General features: G+C 36.6%; 24 protein-coding genes. 7 read left to right on the forward strand and 17 right to left on the reverse strand.

The features are described 5' to 3' along the window. Positions 1-11: 11 nt before the first annotated feature. The 11 genes from ACLMCG_RS01880 to ACLMCG_RS01930 form a co-directional block, all read right to left on the reverse strand. Complete coding sequence (locus tag ACLMCG_RS01880) at positions 12-512, reverse strand: CinA family protein (protein WP_223598619.1); 501 nt, start codon at positions 510-512, stop codon at positions 12-14. Between the two features lie 35 nt (positions 513-547). After that, entirely contained in the window at positions 548-1,726 is a 1,179-nt protein-coding gene (locus ACLMCG_RS01885) for a zinc-dependent alcohol dehydrogenase (protein WP_413958579.1), read from the reverse strand. 47 nt (positions 1,727-1,773) lie between these two features. Then, positions 1,774-3,912 carry a catalase gene (locus ACLMCG_RS01890; RefSeq protein ID WP_413958580.1) on the reverse strand — a complete coding sequence of 713 codons (2,139 nt, stop codon included), beginning with the start codon at positions 3,910-3,912 and terminating at the stop codon, positions 1,774-1,776. Positions 3,913-3,968: 56 nt separating this feature from the next. Continuing rightward, positions 3,969-4,346 (reverse strand): hypothetical protein, encoded by a 378-nt coding sequence (locus ACLMCG_RS01895; protein ID WP_223598621.1) that lies wholly within the window; start codon positions 4,344-4,346, stop codon positions 3,969-3,971. 14 nt (positions 4,347-4,360) lie between these two features. After that, positions 4,361-4,663 (reverse strand): hypothetical protein, encoded by a 303-nt coding sequence (locus ACLMCG_RS01900; protein WP_413958581.1) that lies wholly within the window; start codon positions 4,661-4,663, stop codon positions 4,361-4,363. A 65-nt stretch (positions 4,664-4,728) separates the two neighbouring features. Beyond that, positions 4,729-5,316 carry a ferritin-like domain-containing protein gene (locus ACLMCG_RS01905; protein ID WP_413958582.1) on the reverse strand — a complete coding sequence of 196 codons (588 nt, stop codon included), beginning with the start codon at positions 5,314-5,316 and terminating at the stop codon, positions 4,729-4,731. A gap of 73 nt (positions 5,317-5,389) precedes the next feature. Further along, positions 5,390-6,175, reverse strand: coding sequence for a stress-induced protein (locus ACLMCG_RS01910; RefSeq protein ID WP_413958583.1), 786 nt, complete (start codon positions 6,173-6,175; stop codon positions 5,390-5,392). Positions 6,176-6,393: 218 nt separating this feature from the next. Then, positions 6,394-7,008 (reverse strand): Crp/Fnr family transcriptional regulator, encoded by a 615-nt coding sequence (locus ACLMCG_RS01915; protein WP_413958584.1) that lies wholly within the window; start codon positions 7,006-7,008, stop codon positions 6,394-6,396. A 55-nt stretch (positions 7,009-7,063) separates the two neighbouring features. Beyond that, positions 7,064-7,660, reverse strand: coding sequence for a Crp/Fnr family transcriptional regulator (locus ACLMCG_RS01920; protein ID WP_223598624.1), 597 nt, complete (start codon positions 7,658-7,660; stop codon positions 7,064-7,066). Between the two features lie 318 nt (positions 7,661-7,978). Beyond that, positions 7,979-8,209: a hypothetical protein gene (locus ACLMCG_RS01925; RefSeq protein ID WP_413958585.1), complete on the reverse strand. Its 231-nt coding sequence runs from the start codon at positions 8,207-8,209 to the stop codon at positions 7,979-7,981. An 86-nt stretch (positions 8,210-8,295) separates the two neighbouring features. After that, positions 8,296-9,180 carry a DMT family transporter gene (locus ACLMCG_RS01930; protein WP_413958586.1) on the reverse strand — a complete coding sequence of 295 codons (885 nt, stop codon included), beginning with the start codon at positions 9,178-9,180 and terminating at the stop codon, positions 8,296-8,298. A 96-nt stretch (positions 9,181-9,276) separates the two neighbouring features. Here ACLMCG_RS01930 and ACLMCG_RS01935 point away from each other — a divergent pair, with 96 nt between their 5' ends. Next, positions 9,277-10,698, forward strand: a complete 1,422-nt coding sequence (locus tag ACLMCG_RS01935) for a PLP-dependent aminotransferase family protein (protein WP_413958587.1) — start codon at positions 9,277-9,279, stop codon at positions 10,696-10,698. A 143-nt stretch (positions 10,699-10,841) separates the two neighbouring features. Here ACLMCG_RS01935 and ACLMCG_RS01940 read toward each other — a convergent pair whose 3' ends face one another. The 5 genes from ACLMCG_RS01940 to ACLMCG_RS01960 all read right to left on the reverse strand — a co-directional run bounded on the left by ACLMCG_RS01940 (position 10,842) and on the right by ACLMCG_RS01960 (position 14,157). Next, entirely contained in the window at positions 10,842-11,438 is a 597-nt protein-coding gene (locus ACLMCG_RS01940; protein WP_047374905.1) for a Crp/Fnr family transcriptional regulator, read from the reverse strand. Then, complete coding sequence (gene ytxJ / locus ACLMCG_RS01945; RefSeq protein WP_413958588.1) at positions 11,435-11,815, reverse strand: bacillithiol system redox-active protein YtxJ; 381 nt, start codon at positions 11,813-11,815, stop codon at positions 11,435-11,437. Before ytxJ ends, ACLMCG_RS01940 begins: the two co-directional genes overlap by 4 nt. Further along, complete coding sequence (locus ACLMCG_RS01950; protein WP_413958589.1) at positions 11,812-12,273, reverse strand: DUF1569 domain-containing protein; 462 nt, start codon at positions 12,271-12,273, stop codon at positions 11,812-11,814. Before ACLMCG_RS01950 ends, ytxJ begins: the two co-directional genes overlap by 4 nt. After that, positions 12,267-12,803, reverse strand: a complete 537-nt coding sequence (locus ACLMCG_RS01955) for a YfiT family bacillithiol transferase (RefSeq protein ID WP_413958590.1) — start codon at positions 12,801-12,803, stop codon at positions 12,267-12,269. Before ACLMCG_RS01955 ends, ACLMCG_RS01950 begins: the two co-directional genes overlap by 7 nt. Before the next feature lie 211 nt (positions 12,804-13,014). Continuing rightward, positions 13,015-14,157, reverse strand: a complete 1,143-nt coding sequence (locus tag ACLMCG_RS01960) for a DEAD/DEAH box helicase (protein WP_413958591.1) — start codon at positions 14,155-14,157, stop codon at positions 13,015-13,017. A 245-nt stretch (positions 14,158-14,402) separates the two neighbouring features. Between ACLMCG_RS01960 and pncA the strand changes: the two genes are divergently transcribed. Further along, a complete protein-coding gene (gene pncA, locus ACLMCG_RS01965) occupies positions 14,403-15,008 on the forward strand; it encodes a bifunctional nicotinamidase/pyrazinamidase (RefSeq protein WP_047374914.1) in 606 nt (201 codons plus the stop codon). A gap of 191 nt (positions 15,009-15,199) precedes the next feature. Here the strand turns inward: pncA and ACLMCG_RS01970 are convergent, their stop codons facing one another. Then, positions 15,200-16,378, reverse strand: coding sequence for a pseudouridine synthase (locus tag ACLMCG_RS01970; protein ID WP_413958592.1), 1,179 nt, complete (start codon positions 16,376-16,378; stop codon positions 15,200-15,202). Positions 16,379-16,479: 101 nt separating this feature from the next. Between ACLMCG_RS01970 and aroB the strand changes: the two genes are divergently transcribed. The 5 genes from aroB (at position 16,480) to ACLMCG_RS01995 (ending at position 21,245) form a co-directional block, all read left to right on the forward strand. Then, a complete protein-coding gene (gene aroB, locus ACLMCG_RS01975; protein ID WP_413958593.1) occupies positions 16,480-17,526 on the forward strand; it encodes a 3-dehydroquinate synthase in 1,047 nt (348 codons plus the stop codon). A 279-nt stretch (positions 17,527-17,805) separates the two neighbouring features. Next, positions 17,806-18,441: a porin family protein gene (locus tag ACLMCG_RS01980; protein WP_223598633.1), complete on the forward strand. Its 636-nt coding sequence runs from the start codon at positions 17,806-17,808 to the stop codon at positions 18,439-18,441. A gap of 232 nt (positions 18,442-18,673) precedes the next feature. Next, the gene (locus ACLMCG_RS01985) at positions 18,674-19,300 is read left to right on the forward strand and encodes a porin family protein (protein WP_413958594.1); all 627 of its coding nucleotides are present in this window, start codon (positions 18,674-18,676) and stop codon (positions 19,298-19,300) included. 204 nt (positions 19,301-19,504) lie between these two features. Beyond that, positions 19,505-20,089, forward strand: a complete 585-nt coding sequence (locus tag ACLMCG_RS01990; protein WP_413958595.1) for a porin family protein — start codon at positions 19,505-19,507, stop codon at positions 20,087-20,089. A gap of 457 nt (positions 20,090-20,546) precedes the next feature. Continuing rightward, the gene (locus ACLMCG_RS01995) at positions 20,547-21,245 is read left to right on the forward strand and encodes a porin family protein (protein ID WP_413958596.1); all 699 of its coding nucleotides are present in this window, start codon (positions 20,547-20,549) and stop codon (positions 21,243-21,245) included. The last annotated feature ends 21 nt before the right edge of the window (positions 21,246-21,266 follow it).

The following is a 21,266-nucleotide window of genomic DNA, read 5'->3' on the forward strand; positions in this document are numbered from 1 at the left end:
ATTTCTTCCATTTATTTCAAGATTAAAAGCCTGTTAAGTTCACTTTTAAAACAGCCTAAAATAAATTCCGTATAATACAGCTGGGCATTCAGGGCCTGAGTTTTGGGATGTAATTCCAGTTTTTTAGTCAGAATGATCTCCCCTTTATAGGAAAATGAGAAATACGCAAAAATTTTATACCCGGAATTCCGGATGGGTGTGCAGTAGCCGGTGGTAGCAATAGACCAGTCCGATTCGTAGAGCTTTGCAACATTTAATGCCATGGTTTCTGCAATATTTTCTGAAACACAGTCACATTCTTCAGCTTCCTGTCTGTTGACCTTTAATAGTCTTACTTTCTCTGGTAAAGAATAAGTTGTCATGCCCCCCTTGTAAAACATTGAGGCATTGGGCATCTGTGAAAAGGCCAGCTGCAGACATCCTGAAGTGACACTTTCAGCAATTGAAATGGTCTCATCGGTAGTCATCAATGACTGGCTTATATATTCTAAGAGATTTTGTTGAAAATCCATATTATTATATTTGGGGTGATTGCTTTATAATTATTTTAAAAGCTTGCTTGCTTCCATGGGTCAAGAACGACCTTTACACATCCGTCTTCTTTTTTATCAAAAATTTCATATCCTTTACTTACTTCATCAAGAGATAAACGGTGGGTAATAACATCATCAAGAGTGATCCTTCCGGTTTCCACATAATTCATGAGCCTGTCTATAATGGGATGAACATTGCACTGTCCTGCTTTAATTGTGATTCCTTTATCAAAGATCTGTCCGAGTCTGAAATTATCATAGTTAACAGGATAAACTCCTAAAACGGAAACAATACCACCCCGGCGTACAGCACTCATGCAGGCTTCAAGAACTTTAATGGACCCTTTTTCAAAGTTTAAAACAGCTTTTGCGCGGTCTATAAAACTTCTTTCTGGTTCAAAGCCTACGGCTTCAATACACAAGTCGGCACCTCTTCCATCTGTCATATCCCTGATCTGTTGTATGGTGCTTTCGGCATCTTCCCACAAAATGGTTTCGCATCCTGTGAGCATTTTTATTCTTTCTAATCTGTAGGGAAGGGTATCGATAACGATGACTTTCTTTGCATTATGCAGAATTGCGCTTTTTACAGCCATGGTACCTACAGGGCCTGCACCAAAAACAGCAACTGTTTCTCCTCCTTTGAGCTCTCCCCACATCACTCCCGTATAACCGGTCGGAAAGATATCTGTAAGAAATAAAACCTGTTCATCGGTAAGGTTTTCCGGAACTTTTCTGGGTCCGAAATGAGCGTAGGGAACCCTTACATACTGTGCCTGTCCGCCATTATATCCGCCATAAAGGTCACTGTATCCAAATAATGCTCCTCCTTTTTCTGTAAAAATTCCTCCTTCCGGGCCGTAATGATCCGGATTGCTGTGCTCACAGGCAGTAGGGAGCTCGTGCTGACAGAAAAAACAGCTTCCACAGGCAATGGGAAAAGGAACTACTACCCTGTCGCCTGCTTTTAAATTGCTGATATTTTTTCCTGTTTCTTCTACAATACCCATAAACTCATGTCCCATTACCATGGGTCTGGCTTGAGGAATACCTCCTGAGTACATATGGAGGTCACTCCCACAAATGGCTGTGGAGGTTACTCTCAGAATAATATCATTTTCATTAAGAATTCTGGGATCTTCTATGGTGTCACAGGTAATATTACCCGGTGAGTGAAAAACGGCTGCTTTCATAATTTAAATATTTAAAGTGATTGGTGTTGGTGTGAAGGGTATTATGATTACGCGTTTCTCTCCATTTCAAGATCCCAGACTCTGTGTTTGGCAATAGCATTAATAAATTTATCTGCCGGATTTCCATCTTCCCAAGTAATAATCCCCGGATCATCATGTTGCTTAGCTGATACATTGGAATTATGATAAAGTGCCTGTGTATCTGTACCGAAATAAATGGCCTTACAATGCTTATAAGCTTCATTGATAAAATGCAGGACATGATGTTTATTTTCCGAAATCATCAGTTCTTTTACAGATTCTGCACCAGAACAGATGAATAGTGCATCGAAACAGACACTGGCAGTATTGGTCAGAGAATATTTCGGGATAAGATCTGTACCATCATTGGTTTTTACAGGAGCAAGACTTGGCGCGATTAATTCAACTTTAGCTCCTTCTGCTTCAAGTTCTGTTTTAAGATCGCTGACAGCTCCACCATCAACACCGTTGGCCAGGATAAATCCTATTTTTCTGGTTTTAATGGTATTTTTAACGGTATGTCTCATGCTTAAGGCGTCAGAAATCTTTGTATTAGGTTCCCTTTCTTCGCTCTGAAGTTCTACGATATTACTATCTGCCGGCAGACTTTGGTTGGGCCATTCTAATTTTTTGACTTCTACCCCTAATTTTTCTGCAACTCTCCAGGCGAGAATCATGTCAATATACGCCAGCTGCCCTACCACCCTTTCTCTAATTTCAGGACGGGTCACTTTAGACAATTCAAAGATCAATGCATTCTGAAGGTGAGTTTTTTCAGGTGTCGACTGACTGTTGTAGAATAGCTTAGCCTGCGAATAATGATCTACAAAACTTTTACTTCTTTCTCTGATCTTTACCCCGGAAACTCTTTCCTGCTGGGAAGTAAATCCACCTTCAGACATCATCGCCTGAAAAGGACACCCACCGCCTATAGAATTGGGTTCATAGCTCGTTTTTCCTTTAACAATCTGCTGTCTCATATGTCCGTCCCGTTGGTTATTATGAACAGTGTTGAGAGATCTGTTAATCGGGATTTCATGGAAATTGGGCGATCCCAGTCTTGACAGCTGAGTATCGGTATATGAAAATAATCTTCCCTGCAGCAACGGATCATTCGTAAAATCTATTCCGGGAATGATATGTCCGGGATGAAAAGCTACCTGTTCAGTTTCTGCAAAAAAATTATCCGGATTTCTATTAAGGGTTAATGTTCCTACTATTTCTACAGGAACTTCTTCTTCAGGAACCAGTTTGGTAGGATCCAGAAGGTCAAAATCAAATTTGTGCTCGTCTTCTTCAGGAATTAATTGTACGCCAAAATCCCATTCAGGATAGTCGCCGTTTTCAATTGCTTCCCAAAGGTCTCTTTTGTGAAAATCAGAATCTACTCCGGAAATAATCTGAGCTTCGTTCCAGGCTACGGAATGCACTCCCAGTTTTGGTTTAAAATGGAATTTTACGAAATGTACTTTTCCTTCCTCATTAATGAATTTAAAAGAATGTACTCCAAAACCTTCCATCATTCTCAAACTTCTGGGAATAGCTCTGTCGCTCATCACCCACATAATCATATGCATACTTTCCGGCATGAGTGAGATAAAATCCCAAAATGTATCATGAGCGGAAGCGGCTTGCGGAATTTCATTATCCGGCTCAGGTTTTACCGCATGTACCAGATCCGGAAACTTCATAGCATCCTGGATAAAAAATACAGGTATATTGTTGGCTACGAGATCATAATTTCCTTCATCAGTATAAAATTTTATAGCAAAACCTCTTACATCTCTGGCCAGATCTGTACTTCCTTTACTTCCTGCTACAGTTGAGAACCGAACAAAAACGGGTGTTTCTTTTCCCAGTTCTGTTAAAAATTTTGCTTTGGTATAAGCTGCAAGGCTTTTGTTAAGTTTAAAAACTCCGTGTGCACCGGAACCTCTTGCATGTACTACTCTTTCAGGAATCCTTTCATGATCGAAATGAGTAATCTTTTCTCTAAGGATAAAATCTTCCAATAATGAAGGACCGCGCTCTCCGGCTTTTAAAGAATCCTGATTGTTATTGATCTTTAAGCCCTGATTGGTAGTCAGTTTTTCATTTTCATTGGAAGTGCTGTGTACATCCAGTTGTTCTGCTTTTTTGTTGTGTTCGTTGGTTTTCATATTCATAATCTTTTTGTGGTTGGTGTAAGGTTGAAAGCAGTGAGATGAGATACTCTGAAGAATTAATCTGCTCTTTTCTCCAGAATTTCAAGAAGTCTGTTGATATATTCTTCCTCCTTCAGCACCTTATAGTAAGCCGTTTTGGCATACAAAGTGAAATCCGGAGATTCAAATCTTATTTCAGCATCCATATCAGTAGTTTCCGTACTATTTTTAGTATGAAACTCACGGATATGAAGGATATATTCTTCTATGTAAGCATCTATTACTCCTTTCAGAATCTCGCACTGAGCATTATTTTTAATCTTTTCCAATGATTTGATCAGAAAAGCAGTCACTCCGTAAGAATTGATAATAAGCGGAAATAAAGATTCATTCTCTATTGCGTTATTTTTATCATTCAACCCGGAATGTTGTAAAGTGTCGTTTTCAAATATCATGTTCAAAAAGGGTATTAGTTATGGGTAGCTTTTAAATATTGCTCAAAATAGTGGAGGTCGTTTTTATCCTTGATGGACAGATAAAACATGATCTGTTCCGGCTCTTTTAATCCAATACTGTTGAAACAGTCAAAGTGAGCAATTAATGCCTGTATATTTTCAATATCAATATCTTTCAGGATAATGAATAAAAGAAAAATGTTTTCTTTGATCTCTTTGGCATAGATCGCTGCCCCGTCCTCAAAACACTCCCCTGCATGAGGTATTTTTATAAAATCTTTGTGTCTCAGCGTTTTTATTATTTTCTGACCGTCCATATATATTTTGATTTCATGGTTAAAATAAGCCATATAGAACAAGCTACATGGCTTATTATGTGTTTTTAATCTTCCTGCTCTGCATCAAAATTGATGGATGTTTCCGCAATATCTGTAAGATGCGAATCAGTGTCTTCTTCTTCCTGAAGTGTTCTCTCAAGGAGATCGGCAGCTTTATCATGTCCCATGGTAATTGCAAGCTGTGCAAGCCCTCCATACGTTGCAATTTCGTAATGTTCTACTTTTTGTGCTGCAATAATCAATGCAACATCTCTTGTTGCAGAGCCGTCTTCAGTAGATTTAATTACTTCTTCACCTTCTTCAATGATTCCTTTTATAGCCTTACATTCTTTTTTTTCGGGCTTTTCGTCAATAAGTTTGAAAACTTTTTCCAGACGTTTTACATGCTTTTGGGTTTGAAGATGATGATCTTCAAAGGCATCCTTCAATTCTTCGGTGGTAGCAGCTTCCTGCATTTTTTCCAACGCATCAAGAATGGCATTCTCAGCATAATAAATATCTTTCAGGGCACTTACAAAGAATTTGTGAAGCGGGGCATTTTTCATTTCATCCTTGTTGACAGTCGTCTTATCTGCGGTGCCTTTCTGAGTTGCAGAAACAGCACTATTGGTTTCTAATATTTTATTGGGCATGGTGTAAAATGATGTTTTGTTTAAAAGGATTACCTCTTTATATAGGTATAGAGAGGCAATCCCGGAAAAAGAATTATGAATTACGTCTGCCTCCGAATCCGGAACGTCCTGATGACCTTCCGCCTCCGTGAGATGCCTGGCCTCCCATTCTTGCAATTCTTGTACGGTCTGCTTTACTCATCGCTGCAAAACCTCTTCTTGAACTGCCTGAATTGGAATTATTCGAACTACGGCCTGAACTATTGTTACTATTTCCTGATCTTGAATTCGAACCTCCTCGTCCTGAGTCAGAACCTGAATTTGAAGATCTTCCACCACCATGAGAAGCCTGGCCTCCCATTCTGGCGATTCTTGTTCTCTCAGCCTGGCTCATAGAAGCAAAACCTCTTCTTGAGGTACCATTTCCTGATGATGATCTGCCTCTTCCTCCTGAACCTGAGCCAGAATTTGAGCGTCCACGGGATCCACCTCCTGAACTTCCTCCACGAGAGCCTCCTCTGCCCGAAGTAAATCTTCCCTGGCTGTCTCTCTGCTGATTTCCGTTTCCACTTCTGGAACCGCTTCTTCCTCCACTACGGCCTCTCTGATCATAATCGTCGTCATCTTCATTGTCATAATCTTCATCCTCATCATAATCGTCGTCATATTCATCATAATCTTCATCGTCGTAATCGTCGTCTGAGTCATCATTTTCGTTATCAAAATAGTTTTCATATTCTGAAAAATCATCGTCATAATCATCATCTCTTGATGCATCATTATAACCGTGGTCATATCCTAACTGGTAAACTTCTTCCAGGTTTTCCGGTGAATGTGACTGCCCTCTTGAACTGCGGTTTCTTGAATTTCTAGTGTTCATAACTGAATTTTTATATTAATATTTAGTGATGTGTATTGCAGTCCGTGACTAGTATTAGACGGCAACAGTTGGGTGTCGGTAATTTTAAAATGATTATAAAAACAAATGATTTTGTGCGTGCCTTTTACTAAGGTCTTAAGTATATATTGAAAAACTTATATATCAAATGTACGTCAGAATAACTCACTTTTTTATGACCTGAGTCATGTTAAAGCAGATTAATACAAAATTTTTCGGTCTTGTAAAGTAATGCTGCCTTCTTTCTCCATTTTTTTTAAGGTTCTGATGACAGTTTCCACACGCAGACCCGTGAGATTGGCGATCTGCTGTCTTGTAAATGCTATATGAAAGCAGTGATGACAGTCTTCATCGTGGTAACTTTTAAGGTAATCCAATAATCCTATCAGTCTTTGCATAGGATTTTGAGAAGCCAGGCTCTGCACCATTTTAAGTTTGTAATAGATTTCCTGTGAAAGACAGGCATTCATTTCCAAAGAGAGATAAGGATGCTGACTGATCATTTCAAAGAAATTATTTTTAGGAAGTCTTATTATTCTGGAATCTTCAAGAGATACAGCATTGACGGGATAATTCTGGCTGAGGAAAAGCATTGCTTCTCCAAAACTCTGTTTTTTGCCTAAAAAATTATGAATAAACTCTTTTCCGTCTTCATTATAATTATTAAGTTTTACTTTTCCCTCATTGATCTGAAAATAATAAAGTGCATGATCTCCTTCCTTAAAAACCGGCTCCCGTTTTTTATAATCCCTTCCTTCCGCACCAAAAGAGTACAGAAGGTTTTCATCAATATTCATGCAGCTTATTGTTTTCATAAATTCATTAGGTTTTAATTGAAAAAATCACAAAATCATATACCTGAAATTCATTCTAATATAAGATTTTGCGATTTTCAATTCTTAGGATTTTATCCCTTTCCATATGTTTAATGGTCCTTATAGCAGTTTCCACACAAAGGCCTGTAAGACTTGCCATCTGCTGCCTCGTTAAAGGGATCAGAAATGAATAAGGAGTTATATCCTTTTGAAAGCTCTTAAGATAATCCATCAGCCCTTTTAATCTCGTAGAAGGATTTTGAGATGAGAGATTCTGCATCATGACAAATTTATAATAAAGGCGTTCGGAAAGAAAATTGCTTACCTCCATGTATAATTCAGGAGATTGATTCAGTAAATTGAAAAATAAGGATTTATGAAGTCTTAGAACAATACATTCTGTAATGGCTTCAGCATTCATAGGATAAGGTTTGTCTATGAAAAGGATAGATTCTCCACAGCTTTCTCCTTCGGATAGGATATTTTGAATAAATTCTCTCCCTTCCTCATTATAATTGTTGAGTTTTACCTGTCCTTTAATAATCTGGTAGTAATAATTACAAGTATCCCCTTCGCAGAAAATAGTCTCTGAAGGGGTATAGTGTCTCGTTTCTGCTCCCGCTGAAATCAAAATATTTTCGTCGATAACCATAATAGTTGCTTTTGGCGTTGTTTTCTTCTTCTCTTCTTCTTAGTCTTAGTAAAAATATCATTGGGAACTGATAGGATATGCATGCAAAAATTGAACCTTTATGATTAGCCAAAACGTTAAATAACGTTAAATGAATTGTCACTTTTAAATAATTTCAGATTTATTAATTGAAATATATCAATAAAGTTGTTTAATTTTTAATATTTTCACAAATAAACCAGACATTCAATATTCTGCTTAAAAGTAAGGCTTAAAGCTCAAAAAAACCCGTTTCGCTTCATGAAAACGGGTTTTTTACGATAATAATGGACAAAACAGTTATTTTTTTGTTGTTGTATTCTTATTACTTCTGACGGTATCCATCTTATTTTTTGAAGAAACCGTATCAGTACGTATAGTATCTGAAGGAAGAGGTGTAACGGTAGAAATAGTATCAGTCCTTATGGTATCGGTTACAATACTATCGCTGGTAGATACTTCTGTTTTGTGTTCTTTTTTACAACTCAGGACAGTGATTCCTATAAGTAATGTTGACAGGATGAATTTCATAATAATATATTTTGTGGTGATATTTCAAAAGTAGACTATTATGAAGCTGCATTCTTATGACTTAAGTCATAAAGCTTTATTTTTAATTATTTCGCAAATTTTTTAGTTCCTGCAACACACAGGATAACACCTATTGTCACTCCCAACATTCCCATACTCACCTGCTCATGAAGAAACCAGGCAGCCAATGCCAGTCCAAAGAAAGGCTGAAGCAGCTGCAATTGTCCCACTGTAGCAATACCACCCTGCGCCAGTCCTTTGTACCAGAATATAAAACCAATGAACATACTGAAAAGGGAAATATAAGCCATCCCAAACCATCCCTGAAAACTCACATTTTGAATATCATCAGGAAAATAGATGAAAAATAAAGGAATCATAATAGGAAGTGCCAGTACTAATGCCCAGGAAATCACTTGCCAACCACCAAGTGTTTTGGATAATTTGGCACCTTCAGCATAACCCATACCACATAAAATAACAGCGAGCAGCATCAGAATATCCCCAATCGGCGAGGCAGATATTCCTTGCGAAACGGCATATCCAATCACTAAAAGACTTCCAACAATCGAAAAAAACCAAAATACAGGATGAGGTCTTTCGCCGCCACGCATTACTCCAAATACAGCAGTTGCCAAAGGAAGCATTCCCAGGAATACTATAGAATGGGCCGAAGTAAGGTATTGAAGAGCCAATGCCGACAAAAGAGGAAAGCCTACCACACAGCCAAGAGAAACCAGCAACAAAGGAGTTAATTGTTCTTTAACAGGACGCTTTTCTTTACCCAGCCATAATACAATAAGAGCTAATATCCCCGCCACGGCTGCACGAACAATCGTTACAAAGGTAGGACTCATTTCCATTACAGCTAATTTGGTAGCAGGTAAACCACCACTAAATAATACAACTCCTATAAAGCCGTTGATCCATCCGCTTATATTTTCATCTTTTGATATCTGTTTTGTCATCATCTTATTGAAGCTTTTAATTGATGGTTCAAAATTAGAAAGGATAATTAGATAAACACAGTATCAGTTTTGTATATTTGCATGAGCACAGTTGAAAATATGAGTAAAGAATTTTTATATACAGAAATTGCAGACGGTATTGCAGGACAGATCAGGAATGGTATTTTAAAGGCCGGAGACAAACTTCCTTCGGTAAGAATGCTATGCCAGGAACATCAGGTAAGTATGAATACAGCCAAGCGTGTTTTCCTGGAACTGGAATCCCAGTCCTTGGTAGAATCTAAGCCGCAATCCGGTTATTTTGTAAGTCAGTTATTATCCGCAAAACTTCCATTGCCGGAAGTTAGCCGTCCGTCATTGATTGCCAATAATGATGAACCGGATGAATTGATCAGTAAGGTTTATGAAAATATGGGTAAAAAGGATCTTACTTTTTTTTCTATCGGAATTCCGTCCGGAGATCTACTACCTCAGGCAAAACTGAAAAAAGAAATCGTAAATGCCATCAGGGAATTAAAAGATGGCGGTACAGAATATGAGGAGCTTCAGGGAAATCTGAAATTAAGAAGAATGATTGCCATACGTTCTTTGCAATGGGGAGGAAATCTGAGCGAAAATGACCTGATAACGACGAATGGCGGAATGAATGCTTTATCTTTCTGCTTAATGGCCTTAGGAAAACCAGGTGATACAATTGCTATTGAAAGCCCTTGTTACCCGGGAATTCTACAGCTGGCCAACGGATTGGGCTTAAAAGTTCTGGAACTTCCTACGCACCCTACTACGGGAATAGAAATTGAGGCTTTAAAAAAAGTAATACCCAAAATAGATATCTGCCTGCTTATTCCCAATTTCAATTCACCTTTGGGAAGCTGCATGCCTGACGAAAATAAAAAAGAAATTGTAAAAATTCTTTCGGAAAATAATATTCCATTGATTGAAGATGATGTGTATGGAGATTTGTATTTCGGCTCTACTCGTCCGAAATGCTGCAAGTCTTTTGATAAAGACGGAAATGTATTGTATTGCAGCTCTATTTCAAAAACTTTGGCTCCGGGATATCGTGTAGGCTGGATTGCGCCCGGAAAGTATAAAGATAAGATACTGAAGCTTAAGCTCCTGCATTCCACTTCCTCTATTTCGATTGTCAATGAAGCTGTAGCCAACTTTCTGAAATCCGGCAAGTATGAAAAACATCTTCAGCAGTTGCGCCGGACTTTGCAAAATAATTATCAGAACTATGTTCAGACTATTGCAGAATCTTTCCCGGAAGGCACCAAAACCAGCCGTCCACAGGGAGGATTGTCTTTATGGATAGAATTTGATAAGAAAATACGGACAACTGAGTTATACGATCTGGCCATCAAGCAAAACATAAGTATTGCTCCCGGAAGAATGTTTACCTTTCAGGAGCAGTTTGAAAACTGTATGAGACTGTGCATAGGACTTCCCTGGTCAGAAGATACGCAGGCAAAACTCAGACAGGTTGGACAGCTTGCCAAAAAGATTTATTTGAAGTAAGGAAGATAGAGGCTGGAAGATGGAAGCTATTAGAGTTTTAAGAATAGATTATGTCAATTCTTATTAATAACGATGTTTAAATAATAACGATCAAGTTCTTTTTGTCTTTACCAGAACTTCAAGCTTCCCTCTTCCTGCCTTTTCTATTTGTTATCCGGAACGAAATTTTTTCTCGCCAGCTCTTTTCTTACACGGCTAAGACTTTCAGGAGTAATTCCAAGGTAAGAAGCAATCATCCATTGCGGCACTCTCAGAAGCAAATCCGGATACATTTTAATGAATTTCATATATCTTTCTTCCGCAGTCTCACCAAGCAAAGAGTTGATTCTGTTCTGAAGACTTCTGATATGTTTCTGAAGCAGAAAATCACTTCTTTCAATGCTGTTTGGAAACTGTTCAACCAGCTTATTAAAGAAATCCGGATGCAAAAACAGAATTTCTGAATCTTCAACCGCTTCTATATAATAAATGGATTTTTCATTGAAATAAAGACTGCTTCGGTCGGAAATCAGCCAGCTTTCAGGGGCAAACTGTATAATATGCTCTTTCCCGTTTTTATCAATGGAATACATCTTCAACAGCCCTTTTTCTACAAAGAATATATGCCTGCAAATTTCACCATACTGAAGAAGAAACTGATTTTTAGGAATTTTCTTTACTTCATAGTGCAGGCTGCAAGTGTTCACATTTTGGAGGGGAACATTTAAAACTTTGGCTAAATAATCATTTATATTCTTCATGATACAATCTGGCTTAAAGAAATATCCTGGTGTGAAGCATTGTTCACAGGTTTTCCGTTCTCTATTACAATCAGCTGCGGACTTTCATGTCTTATTTCAAAATCTGCGGCTATTTTATTGGAAACAGGTCTGTAAGCCAATAGATCAAGGTAGTATACATTGACTGGCTGATCTGAATTTTCAACTTCTTTTTCAAAGTTCTTCAGTACAGTTCTGCTGATAAAACAGCTTGTTGAATGTTTAAATATAGCAATCTTATTCTGAAAAGAGTCTTCTATAGCTTTTGCAAGGTCTTCTTCAGACTCTATTTTTTTCCAGAATGTTTTTTGGTCAGGGGTTTCGTTTTTTCCACCGAATATTTTATCAAAAAAACTCATACATTAAATTGTTTTAGATGGTGATCAAGATGTTTGTACTCTAAAAATGTCCAGTCTTTTTCAGTCATGTTTCCAAATAATCTGTGATGATCCGGCAGGCTGTTTTTTTCACAGGCTTCCCGAAATTCCTCCAGCGTTTTCAGCAGATTGGCTTTTGATACATCAAAATCACACTCAAAATTAACGATTAGTTTTTGAAAAGTAGGCATGTTTCTGGGAATTCCATTATTGAAGACATACATTTCTGCTTTCGTGAGTATTCCTATTGCCTTATACAGAATATTAATATGGGGTAATTCCACTTTTATCAAGGCTACCTGAAGAACCAGGTCACAATGCTTTAGCATTTGACATACGTTCATTTTCCCCCATTTTCCAGGGGAATTTTCAGATAACATGGAAATTCGGTCTACAATTTCCTTATAGTATATGGGATTATTAAGACGCTTCCTTACCAACCTTTTTCTATCTTCAGATTTTCAATATGAGCAAAATGATGATTACAGTGCCAGACGTATAAAGCAAGACTTTCTCTTAAATTATAATTTTTATTATGCTCCGGATGATGAAAGGTTCTTTCAAATTGTTTATTCGTAAGGCTTTTAAGGAGTACAACCCATCTTTGGTGTGTTCCTTTCAGCATTCTCATAGCTGGTTTTACAGGCATATGGAAACTGTCCTGAAGCTCAGCCCATTTGGCTTCATCATAAGGTTTTATGGTAGGATTATCTTCGGTAAGAGCCAGTTTAAAACGTATAAAACTATTCATATGACTGTCAGAAAGGTGGTTGATAACCTGCCTCACAGTCCAGCCTCCTTCTCTGTAAGGAGTATCCAATTGATCGTCCGTAAAATGTTCAATGAGATTTTTTAGCCTGCCGGGAAAGTCTTTGATTACTTTGATGTAAGTATCCAATGTAGTATCACAGATGTTTTCCGGAACTTCAAACGGGCCAACTGGAAACTTTTTATTCTCTAAATCACTCATTGCTCAAGGTTTTAATTTGTAATTATTGCCGATTTGTCCGGTTATTATAGGTAAGAACAATGTAATATCAGCTTGTGTAAATTTATCAAAAATTCAAGAAACTAAGGTGAATAAAGCATTAATTATAGAGATAATAATTTTTGTGGTACCAATTGTTCATAAAAAAGGCTTCACGGATCAACTGAAGTCTTTTATAAATTATATTGAAAGATTAATAACCATGCAGATCAATACCTTCTGTTCTTTGTAAGGTTACTTTTTTCCCCATTTTCTTTTGAATCACTCTGAAATGCTGCAGTTCATCATCCGTCAGAATACTGATTGCTGTTCCTTTCTCATTAGCACGCCCCGTTCTTCCGATACGGTGAATATAATCTAAAGGAGAACGCGGCAGTTCATAATTGATCACACATGGTAATGACTCAATATGAATTCCACGCCCAATCAGGTCTGTTGCTACCAAAATCTGGGCTCCGTTTACTTTAAACTCTTCCAGGTTATTTCTGCGGGCACCCTGCGATTTCTGACTGTGAATAGCCACCGCTTTAATTTTATTCTTTTTAAGTTTTTCCACCAGATTATCTGCAGACCTTGTAGATGAAACAAAGATCAAAGCCTTTTCCACCTTTTTTTCTTTAATCAAATAACGCAGGAAAGGGCCTTTATTCTCCGGAGAAACATGATATGCAAACTGTTCTATATTATCAATTTCAACTTCTTCTTTTTTAATTTCGATAATAGTGGGATTGATGGACAGGCGTTCTTTCATTTCAGAAACCTTATCATTCAAAGTTGCTGAAAATAAAGTCGTTTGTTTTACCACAGGCATCATTGCGAAAAGTTTATTCATTTCTTCTCCAAAGCCCAGCTGAAACATTTTATCCGCTTCATCAATCACCAAATGCTGGATTCCGGAAATACTCAACGCATTATGCTCAATTAAGTCTAACAAACGTCCGGGAGTAGCAATAAGAACTTCTACCCCAAACATTCCCTTCATCTGCGGATTGATAGAAACACCTCCATAAACCGCCATTGTACGAACTTCACGCTTGAGATTTTCTGTAAAAGCTCTGAAAACTTCATCGATCTGAATGGCCAATTCACGGGTAGGAACCAATATTAAAACCTGAACATTACGGTCCTTTTTAACTTCAGAATTCTGTAATTTTTCTAAAATCGGCATTACGAAACAAGCCGTTTTTCCGGAACCTGTCTGTGCAATTCCCATCAGGTCTTTTCCCTGCAGAATAACAGGAACTGCCTGCTCCTGTATTGGAAATGGTTTCAAATACCCCAGTTTATTTACAGAACGAATAATATTGTGTGATAATCCTAACGATTCAAATGACATAAAAATACTTATTTACTGCAAAGATAAGCTATTGAGATTTAGTTTCAGATAAAAGGTCAGAAGCCTGAAGATGGAAGAAGGAAGTAATGATAGGCATAAAAACAATGATGCTCTCTTTCATCCTTTTAAAAGAACTGTTATATAAAGGCAGTTATTTTTCTTGCCGATTTGTCCGATAATTAGGGTTTGGACAAATTTTTGAAGATTAGTTTTGTAAATTTATCAAAAATTCGAGAAATCAAAATATGAAAAAAGCGTTAATAATAGTCGATGTACAGAATGATTTTTGTGAAGGCGGAGCACTGGCAGTCCCTGGATCCAACGAAATTATCCCGTATATCAATCTTCTGATGGAGGAAAATGCATATGATCAGGTGGTTCTTACACAGGACTGGCATCCTGCAGGCCACAAAAGTTTTGCAAGCAGCAATGGCAGACAGGTTGGAGAAAGTATTATTTTAAATGGTGTTCCACAGTTTATGTGGCCGGATCACTGTGTTCAGGGAACTTTCGGGGCAGAATTCCACAAAGATCTGAACAGAGACAAAGTAACTCACATTGTACAAAAAGGTAAAAATATTGAGATAGACAGCTATAGCGGTTTCCAGGATAATAACCATTTTATGAAAACCGGACTGGATGATTTCTTAAAATATCATGATATCCAATTGGTAGAAATCGTTGGATTGGCATTAGACTATTGCGTTAAATTCACGGCTCAGGATGCTGTAGCCAACGGATATGTAACATGCCTTCATTTCAATGGAACACGTGCTGTAAACGTAAAACCAGACAACGCCAGAGATGCCATCTACGAGATGATTGAAAAAGGAGTGACAGTTTTGGGATAGTTCTTTTTTAATGATGAATTATAAATGATGAGTTATGAATTCTGGAATTCACAACTTAATACAAAAAAAGCGCAGAAAATAATTCTGCGCTTTTTTATTTTTTACACTTAAATGTACTTTTCAAAATAATGGAATAAGTTACAATCCTGAATCTATAATTCATCATTTATAACTTATAATTCATCATTATATTAAAGCATTTTAAGGTTGTTTACTTCCAGTTCTGTAAGGATTCTCCAGTGTCCTCTCTTGATATTCTTCTTCGTTAATCCTGCAAACATTACTCTGTCTAAAGCTTCCACTTCGTACCCTAATCTTTGGAATATTCTTCTGATAACACGGTTCCATCCAATATGAATCTCGATTCCGATCTCATTTTTAGGTTTTCCTTCAATGTACGAAATCTGGTCAACAACGGCTACTCCTTCATCAAGACGGATCCCTTCTGCGATAAGACGTAGATCTTCACCTGAAAGCTTTTTATCTAACGTTACATGATAAATCTTTTTAGCATCAAAAGATGGATGCGTTAATTTTTTAGTCATGTGTCCATCATTGGTCAATAGAATAACCCCCGTTGTAGAACGGTCTAATCTTCCAACCGGGAAAACTCTGTAAGGAGAAGCATTAGCTACAAGATCCATTACTGTTTTTCTCGCTTTGTCATCTTTCGTCGTAGAAATGTAACCTTTTGGCTTATTCAAAAGTACATAAACCGGTTTTTCAGGAGTAATATTTTGTCCGTCAAAAACTACTCTGTCAGTTTTCTGTACCTGATAGCCCATTTCGTTGACTACTTTTCCGTTTACTTCTACCAATCCCTGAGTAATAAGATCATCCGCTTCTCTTCTGCTGCAGATCCCTGAATTGGCAATATACTTATTGAGACGGATAGTGTCTTTATGAACATCTTTGTCAATTTTGTTTAACCTTCTTTTTTGTACAAAAGATTTTGCTCTGTCATCTCTTTCATCTCCATTAGAGGGTCTTCTGCCATATTTCAGACTACCTCTTTCATATTTATCTCTTGTATCAAAGCTTTTTCCTCCTCTTTTGGGTTTTCCGAAAGATTTTCTCTCAAAACTCTCACTTTTATTCGTGATGTATGGTTTTCTTTCAGATTTTGAACCCATATCTTCGTTGGAACCTTCAGAGCTGTCAGTATTTCTCTTGAATGGTTTTTTATCGAATTTTGAGTTAGACCCTCTATGTTCCGGAGCTGTTCTGCCTCCGTCTTTAGAAAAAGGTTTTTTAAAAGGTTTTGATCCTGAAGAATTTCCAGATCTGGAAGCACGAGAATCATCAGAACTTTTCTTGGTTGAAATTCTTGGTCTCTTTGATCTGTCTGAATTATTATTATCTCTGCTCATTCTAAAAATTTCTGCAAAGATAGTAATTTAGTTACGAGTTAAAAATTAAGAATCATAACTTTGCACTATAGTTTACATTTTAACTTTACAAATATTAGAAGATGATAACAATATTAAACGATAATTTTTCTCAGCTTAACGAGTTTCTTCATGAAAAATCTTTCAGTAAAATTTTCATTCTCGTTGATGAAAATACTCATGAATACTGCCTTCCTATTCTTTTGGGAAATATGGAAACAGACCTTGGCTTTGAAATTTTAGAGATTGAAGCCGGAGAAGAAATGAAAAATATCCAGACTGCCAATCAGCTTTGGGAAATTCTTACGGAAATGCAGGCAGACAGAAAAGCGCTGGTTATCAATCTTGGGGGCGGTGTGATTACTGATATGGGAGGATTTGTGGCATCTACTTACAAAAGAGGAATACAGTTCATCAATATCCCTACTACTCTTTTATCTATGTGTGATGCTTCTATAGGAGGAAAAACGGGTATTGACCTGATGCATTATAAAAATATGGTGGGAACTTTCGCTTTTCCTGAACAGATCTTTATTTTTCCAAAATTCTTAGAAACATTACCATTTAAAGAATTGAGAAGCGGATTCGCTGAAATGCTGAAGCACGGATTAATAGCTGATAAAAATCATTGGGATCAGCTGATTCAGGTTCGTAAACTGGAGGTTGAGACAGTAATTCCACATATTCAGACTTCTATGAATATTAAGCAGGACGTTGTAGATAAAGATTTTCATGAACAGAATATCAGAAAAACATTGAACTTTGGGCATACAATAGGTCACGCTGTAGAAAGTTTATGCTTGCAACAAGGAAATCCTATCCTTCACGGGGAGGCGGTTGCCATGGGAATGATTGCAGAAGCTCATCTGGCTTATCTGGAGAATCTTATTTCTGAAACAGATGCAGATATGGTCATCGAAAATGTTCAGAGATACTATCCTTACCTGGATATCAGTGATTTTAAAGACGAAGATATCACGGCATTATTACTGAATGATAAAAAGAATACAGATAGTAAAATCAACTTTTCATTACTTTCAGAAATAGGTTCTTGTACTTATGACCATCAGTGCAGCCAGGAAAATATCCTTGAATCGCTGTCTTTTTATAGAAAATTGAATAATGCTTAACTATTTTTTGGAAAGATAAACCCGGTTTGAAAGGTTATTTTTAACAAAATTGTCAATTTAGACCTCTTCTAAACAAATGTTTATTTAAATATGTAACAAATTGAAAATCAACTATATAATTTCAATACCACTTATTATCTAAGTGGTATTTTTATTGATTTTAATCATAAAAAATATTTTTGGCAAGCAATTTGAAAGATACTCTGCGTTCAACTGAAAATGCTGAACAAGTAGTAAAATTTAAAATTAAGAAAGAGTAAAATTAAAAAAATTAAAGTTATGAAAAAGTTAATTTTAGGATTAGCGTTAACTGCAGGAACATTCGCATTCGCTCAACAGACAGGAAACACATCTTCTAATCCAGTAACATTTGGGGTAAAAGGGGGAATGAACGTATCTTCACTTTCAAAAGACAGTGGTCTTGATGATCAGAAATCTAAAATTGGATTCAATGCAGGGGTATTTGCCAACATTCCGTTAGCAGCTTCATTCAGCGTTCAACCGGAAGTATTATATTCACAATATGGTAACAAATCAGATTTCACCTCATTTGGGACGAAATTTTCGGCTTCTACTAAATTAGATTATGTTACTGTACCGGTAATGTTCCAATACAACCTTATTCCTGACCTTTATGTTGAGGCAGGACCAGAATTCGGTTTCATGGTAAGCGCTAAAAATAAATTGAAAAATGAATCCAACGGAGATTCTACTACATCAGACAATTACAAAGATAATTTCAATACATTCAACTTTGGTATTGGTCTTGGTGCCGGGTATTACTTTACTCCGAACCTTGGACTTACAGCACGATATGTTGCAGGTTTAACTGATATCGCAAAAAACAGACCTAACGGTTCTGATGCGGTAAGAAACAATGTATTCCAGGTAGGTTTAGCTTATAAATTCAAATAAGCTTACACATTCACTAACAAATTTTATATTCAATAGAAAAGATCAGATTAATTTTTTAATCTGGTCTTTTTTTATAGGTAAAGCATTGATCCTTTGATAAAACATCAAAAATATATCCCAAACTATTGATTTTTCAATCTGTTAAAGATATATAAAGTCTTTATTGAAGGGAGTTCGCGGCATATTGTTTGTTGCTTTCCGAGCGTTAAACAACTTAAATTAAAACTAATCTATGAAAAAGATTTTTCCAGGCCTGGCACTTATCGCAGGTACTTTTGTTTTTGCTCAGAACACTTCAACTGATGCTACTCCTCCATCCACATCTTCTTCTTCTAAAATCAAATTCGGTTTGAAAGCAGGACTTAATGTTTCCACTCTTTCCAATATGGATATGAAATCAAAAGCTGGATTTTATGGTGGTGTTTTTATGAATATTCCTGTCGCTAAGGATTTCTCTGTTCAGCCTGAAGTATTATACAGTAATGTAGGAGGTAAACAGAAAGGAGACAGTAATGCAAAACTTGAAGTAGAATATATTTCCATTCCCGTAATGTTTCAATATAAAGTACTTCCTAATCTTTATGTAGAAGCCGGACCACAATTTAGCTTCTTAATGGATGCCAGATTAAAGGACGATGTAGGGAGTTTACACCTTAAAAATGCAACCAGAGGCTTTGATTTCGGAATCGGCTTGGGAGCCGGTTATAATATAACCAAAAATATTGGTGTAAATGTGAGATATACTGCAGGCTTATCTGATATTGTGAATGCAAAACAACAGAGATATCTTTATGGGTATGGCAGACCAGGATCTGTAAGAAACGGTGTATTCCAGGTAGGAGTAAATTACAAATTCTAAAGCTTATTAGCTTTTCTCGTTAAGTTTTTATAATTAAAGTGGAGCCGGATTAATTTTAATCCGGCTTTTTCATGTAAAATAAAGATTACTTTTTCCAATTTATAGCATAAACACTGGATTTATAATATGTTTTAACTTTGGCACGCAGTTTGATTCTTAATGAAATGTTAAATAAAACTTAAAAACTATTAAAATATAAAACTTATGAAAAAGATTCTTTTAGCTCTTGCCCTGGTAGCAGGTACTTTCACTTTCGCTCAGAAGACTTCAACTTCTACTGCTTCATCTTCCCCAGTTAGATTTGGTGTAAAAGCAGGTCTTAATATTTCAACTATTTCTAACAGTGATTTGAATTCAAAAGCTGGATTTTATGGGGGTGTTTTTGCAAACATTCCTGTAGCACAAGACTTCTCTGTACAGCCAGAAGTATTATACAGCGGTTTGGGTGGTAAATATAAAGGTAACGGTGATCTAAAACTTAATACGGATTATATCGCAGTACCGGTAATGTTACAGTACAACCTTATTCCTAATTTATATGTAGAAGCTGGTCCTCAATTCGGCTTCCTTATCAGTGCTAAAGGAAAAGGAAATGGTGGATCTGTAGATGTTAAAGATAATTTGAAAACTTTTGATTTCGGAATTGGTCTTGGAGCTGGATATTATTTCACACAAAATATTGGAGTGAATCTAAGATATACCGCAGGATTATCTGATGTTCCTAAAAACAACCCAGGTGATGCTTCTAGAAACGGAGTATTTCAGGTTGGTTTAGCTTATAAATTCTAAGAAATCAGATTAGCTTTTAAAGCGAAATTTCTAATCAATACAAAGCCGGATTATATTTAATCCGGCTTTTTTATTTGGCAGATACTTTTTGGCAAGAAATTTGCGTACTGAGTAATGATTGTACTCTATTCCGGAAATCCCAACATATGATTCCGTTTTTACAATGAAGCAGGTATTGGTTCAGTTGATCAATCAATTGAATTTTAATACTCAAACGCAACTATTACCATTATAAACTTTTAACGGGAACAGCATTGGGTTGATTAACACTAGAATGCAAGGCAGGATACAGCAATGTATGTTGTTCAATAATTAGATACATTTTGATTTCAATAGAAAAAGTCAGGTTTATTAGTTTAGGCCTGACTTTTTCGCTTATTGCATGATTTTTATCACTTCTCCCGTTTGTGGCAGATATTTTGTCGCAATGAAGAGAAATTAAATTAAACTTTAAATCATGAAAAAACTCTTTATAGTACTGGCAGTGGCGGGCGGCCTTTTCGCGAATGCACAGGAAAAAACTCAATCAAAAACTTCTTCTCCTGGTACTTTTGGTGTTAAAGCAGGTCTGAACGGATCTACGCTTACCAGAGGAGACGGTTATGAATATGATAATAATGAAAAAATGAAAGTAGGTTTTCATGCAGGGGTGTTCGCCAATATTCCGGTTTCTGAAAAATTCAGTATCCAGCCTGAGCTTCTTTTCAGCCAGCTGGGATCAAAATCAGACTATAACTACAGAACAAACTCAGGGAACTACAGAAGAACACAGCACTATGATTACAGTACAACATTAAATTATCTTTCTCTTCCTGTAATGGTTCAATATAATATTCTTCCTCAGCTATATGTAGAAGCAGGCCCTGAATTTGGATACCTATTGGGAGGAAAAACAAAAGGAGATTTAACTACTATTGAAACTACCGGGAATTCAATTACAATTGATCATACGGAACATATTTCAAAAAATATTTCAACAGGTCTTTTTAACCGTTTCAATCTGGGATTAGGTATTGGTGCCGGATATTACTTTACTAAAAGCTTTGGGGTAACCGCAAGATTTACTGCTGGTATTACTGAAGTTTACAAATATAATGATGATGATAAAGTAAGAAATAATGCACTTCAGATTGGAGTTGCTTATAAGTTTAAATAGGGATATTTATTATTTTCAAAA

Source organism: Chryseobacterium sp. S90, assembly GCF_047444895.1.
GTDB lineage: Bacteria > Bacteroidota > Bacteroidia > Flavobacteriales > Weeksellaceae > Chryseobacterium.

Bases quoted from the DNA above. Each gene is read 5' to 3' on its own strand.
- ACLMCG_RS01960 (WP_413958591.1), bottom strand. From the start codon at position 14,157: ATGTCATTTGAATCGTTAGGATTATCACACAATATTATTCGTTCTGTA.
- ACLMCG_RS01900 (WP_413958581.1), bottom strand. From the start codon at position 4,663: ATGGACGGTCAGAAAATAATAAAAACGCTGAGACACAAAGATTTTATA.
- ACLMCG_RS01970 (WP_413958592.1), bottom strand. From the start codon at position 16,378: ATGAGCAGAGATAATAATAATTCAGACAGATCAAAGAGACCAAGAATT.
- ACLMCG_RS01985 (WP_413958594.1), top strand. From the start codon at position 18,674: ATGAAAAAGATTTTTCCAGGCCTGGCACTTATCGCAGGTACTTTTGTT.
- ytxJ (WP_413958588.1), bottom strand. From the start codon at position 11,815: ATGAGTTTTTTTGATAAAATATTCGGTGGAAAAAACGAAACCCCTGAC.
- ACLMCG_RS01885 (WP_413958579.1), bottom strand. From the start codon at position 1,726: ATGAAAGCAGCCGTTTTTCACTCACCGGGTAATATTACCTGTGACACC.
- ACLMCG_RS01905 (WP_413958582.1), bottom strand. From the start codon at position 5,316: ATGCCCAATAAAATATTAGAAACCAATAGTGCTGTTTCTGCAACTCAG.
- ACLMCG_RS01990 (WP_413958595.1), top strand. From the start codon at position 19,505: ATGAAAAAGATTCTTTTAGCTCTTGCCCTGGTAGCAGGTACTTTCACT.
- ACLMCG_RS01940 (WP_047374905.1), bottom strand. From the start codon at position 11,438: ATGAAGAATATAAATGATTATTTAGCCAAAGTTTTAAATGTTCCCCTC.
- ACLMCG_RS01935 (WP_413958587.1), top strand. From the start codon at position 9,277: ATGAGTAAAGAATTTTTATATACAGAAATTGCAGACGGTATTGCAGGA.
- pncA (WP_047374914.1), top strand. From the start codon at position 14,403: ATGAAAAAAGCGTTAATAATAGTCGATGTACAGAATGATTTTTGTGAA.
- aroB (WP_413958593.1), top strand. From the start codon at position 16,480: ATGATAACAATATTAAACGATAATTTTTCTCAGCTTAACGAGTTTCTT.
- ACLMCG_RS01930 (WP_413958586.1), bottom strand. From the start codon at position 9,180: ATGATGACAAAACAGATATCAAAAGATGAAAATATAAGCGGATGGATC.
- ACLMCG_RS01920 (WP_223598624.1), bottom strand. From the start codon at position 7,660: ATGGTTATCGACGAAAATATTTTGATTTCAGCGGGAGCAGAAACGAGA.
- ACLMCG_RS01910 (WP_413958583.1), bottom strand. From the start codon at position 6,175: ATGAACACTAGAAATTCAAGAAACCGCAGTTCAAGAGGGCAGTCACAT.
- ACLMCG_RS01925 (WP_413958585.1), bottom strand. From the start codon at position 8,209: ATGAAATTCATCCTGTCAACATTACTTATAGGAATCACTGTCCTGAGT.
- ACLMCG_RS01915 (WP_413958584.1), bottom strand. From the start codon at position 7,008: ATGAAAACAATAAGCTGCATGAATATTGATGAAAACCTTCTGTACTCT.
- ACLMCG_RS01995 (WP_413958596.1), top strand. From the start codon at position 20,547: ATGAAAAAACTCTTTATAGTACTGGCAGTGGCGGGCGGCCTTTTCGCG.
- ACLMCG_RS01980 (WP_223598633.1), top strand. From the start codon at position 17,806: ATGAAAAAGTTAATTTTAGGATTAGCGTTAACTGCAGGAACATTCGCA.
- ACLMCG_RS01890 (WP_413958580.1), bottom strand. From the start codon at position 3,912: ATGAATATGAAAACCAACGAACACAACAAAAAAGCAGAACAACTGGAT.
- ACLMCG_RS01955 (WP_413958590.1), bottom strand. From the start codon at position 12,803: ATGAGTGATTTAGAGAATAAAAAGTTTCCAGTTGGCCCGTTTGAAGTT.
- ACLMCG_RS01895 (WP_223598621.1), bottom strand. From the start codon at position 4,346: ATGATATTTGAAAACGACACTTTACAACATTCCGGGTTGAATGATAAA.
- ACLMCG_RS01880 (WP_223598619.1), bottom strand. From the start codon at position 512: ATGGATTTTCAACAAAATCTCTTAGAATATATAAGCCAGTCATTGATG.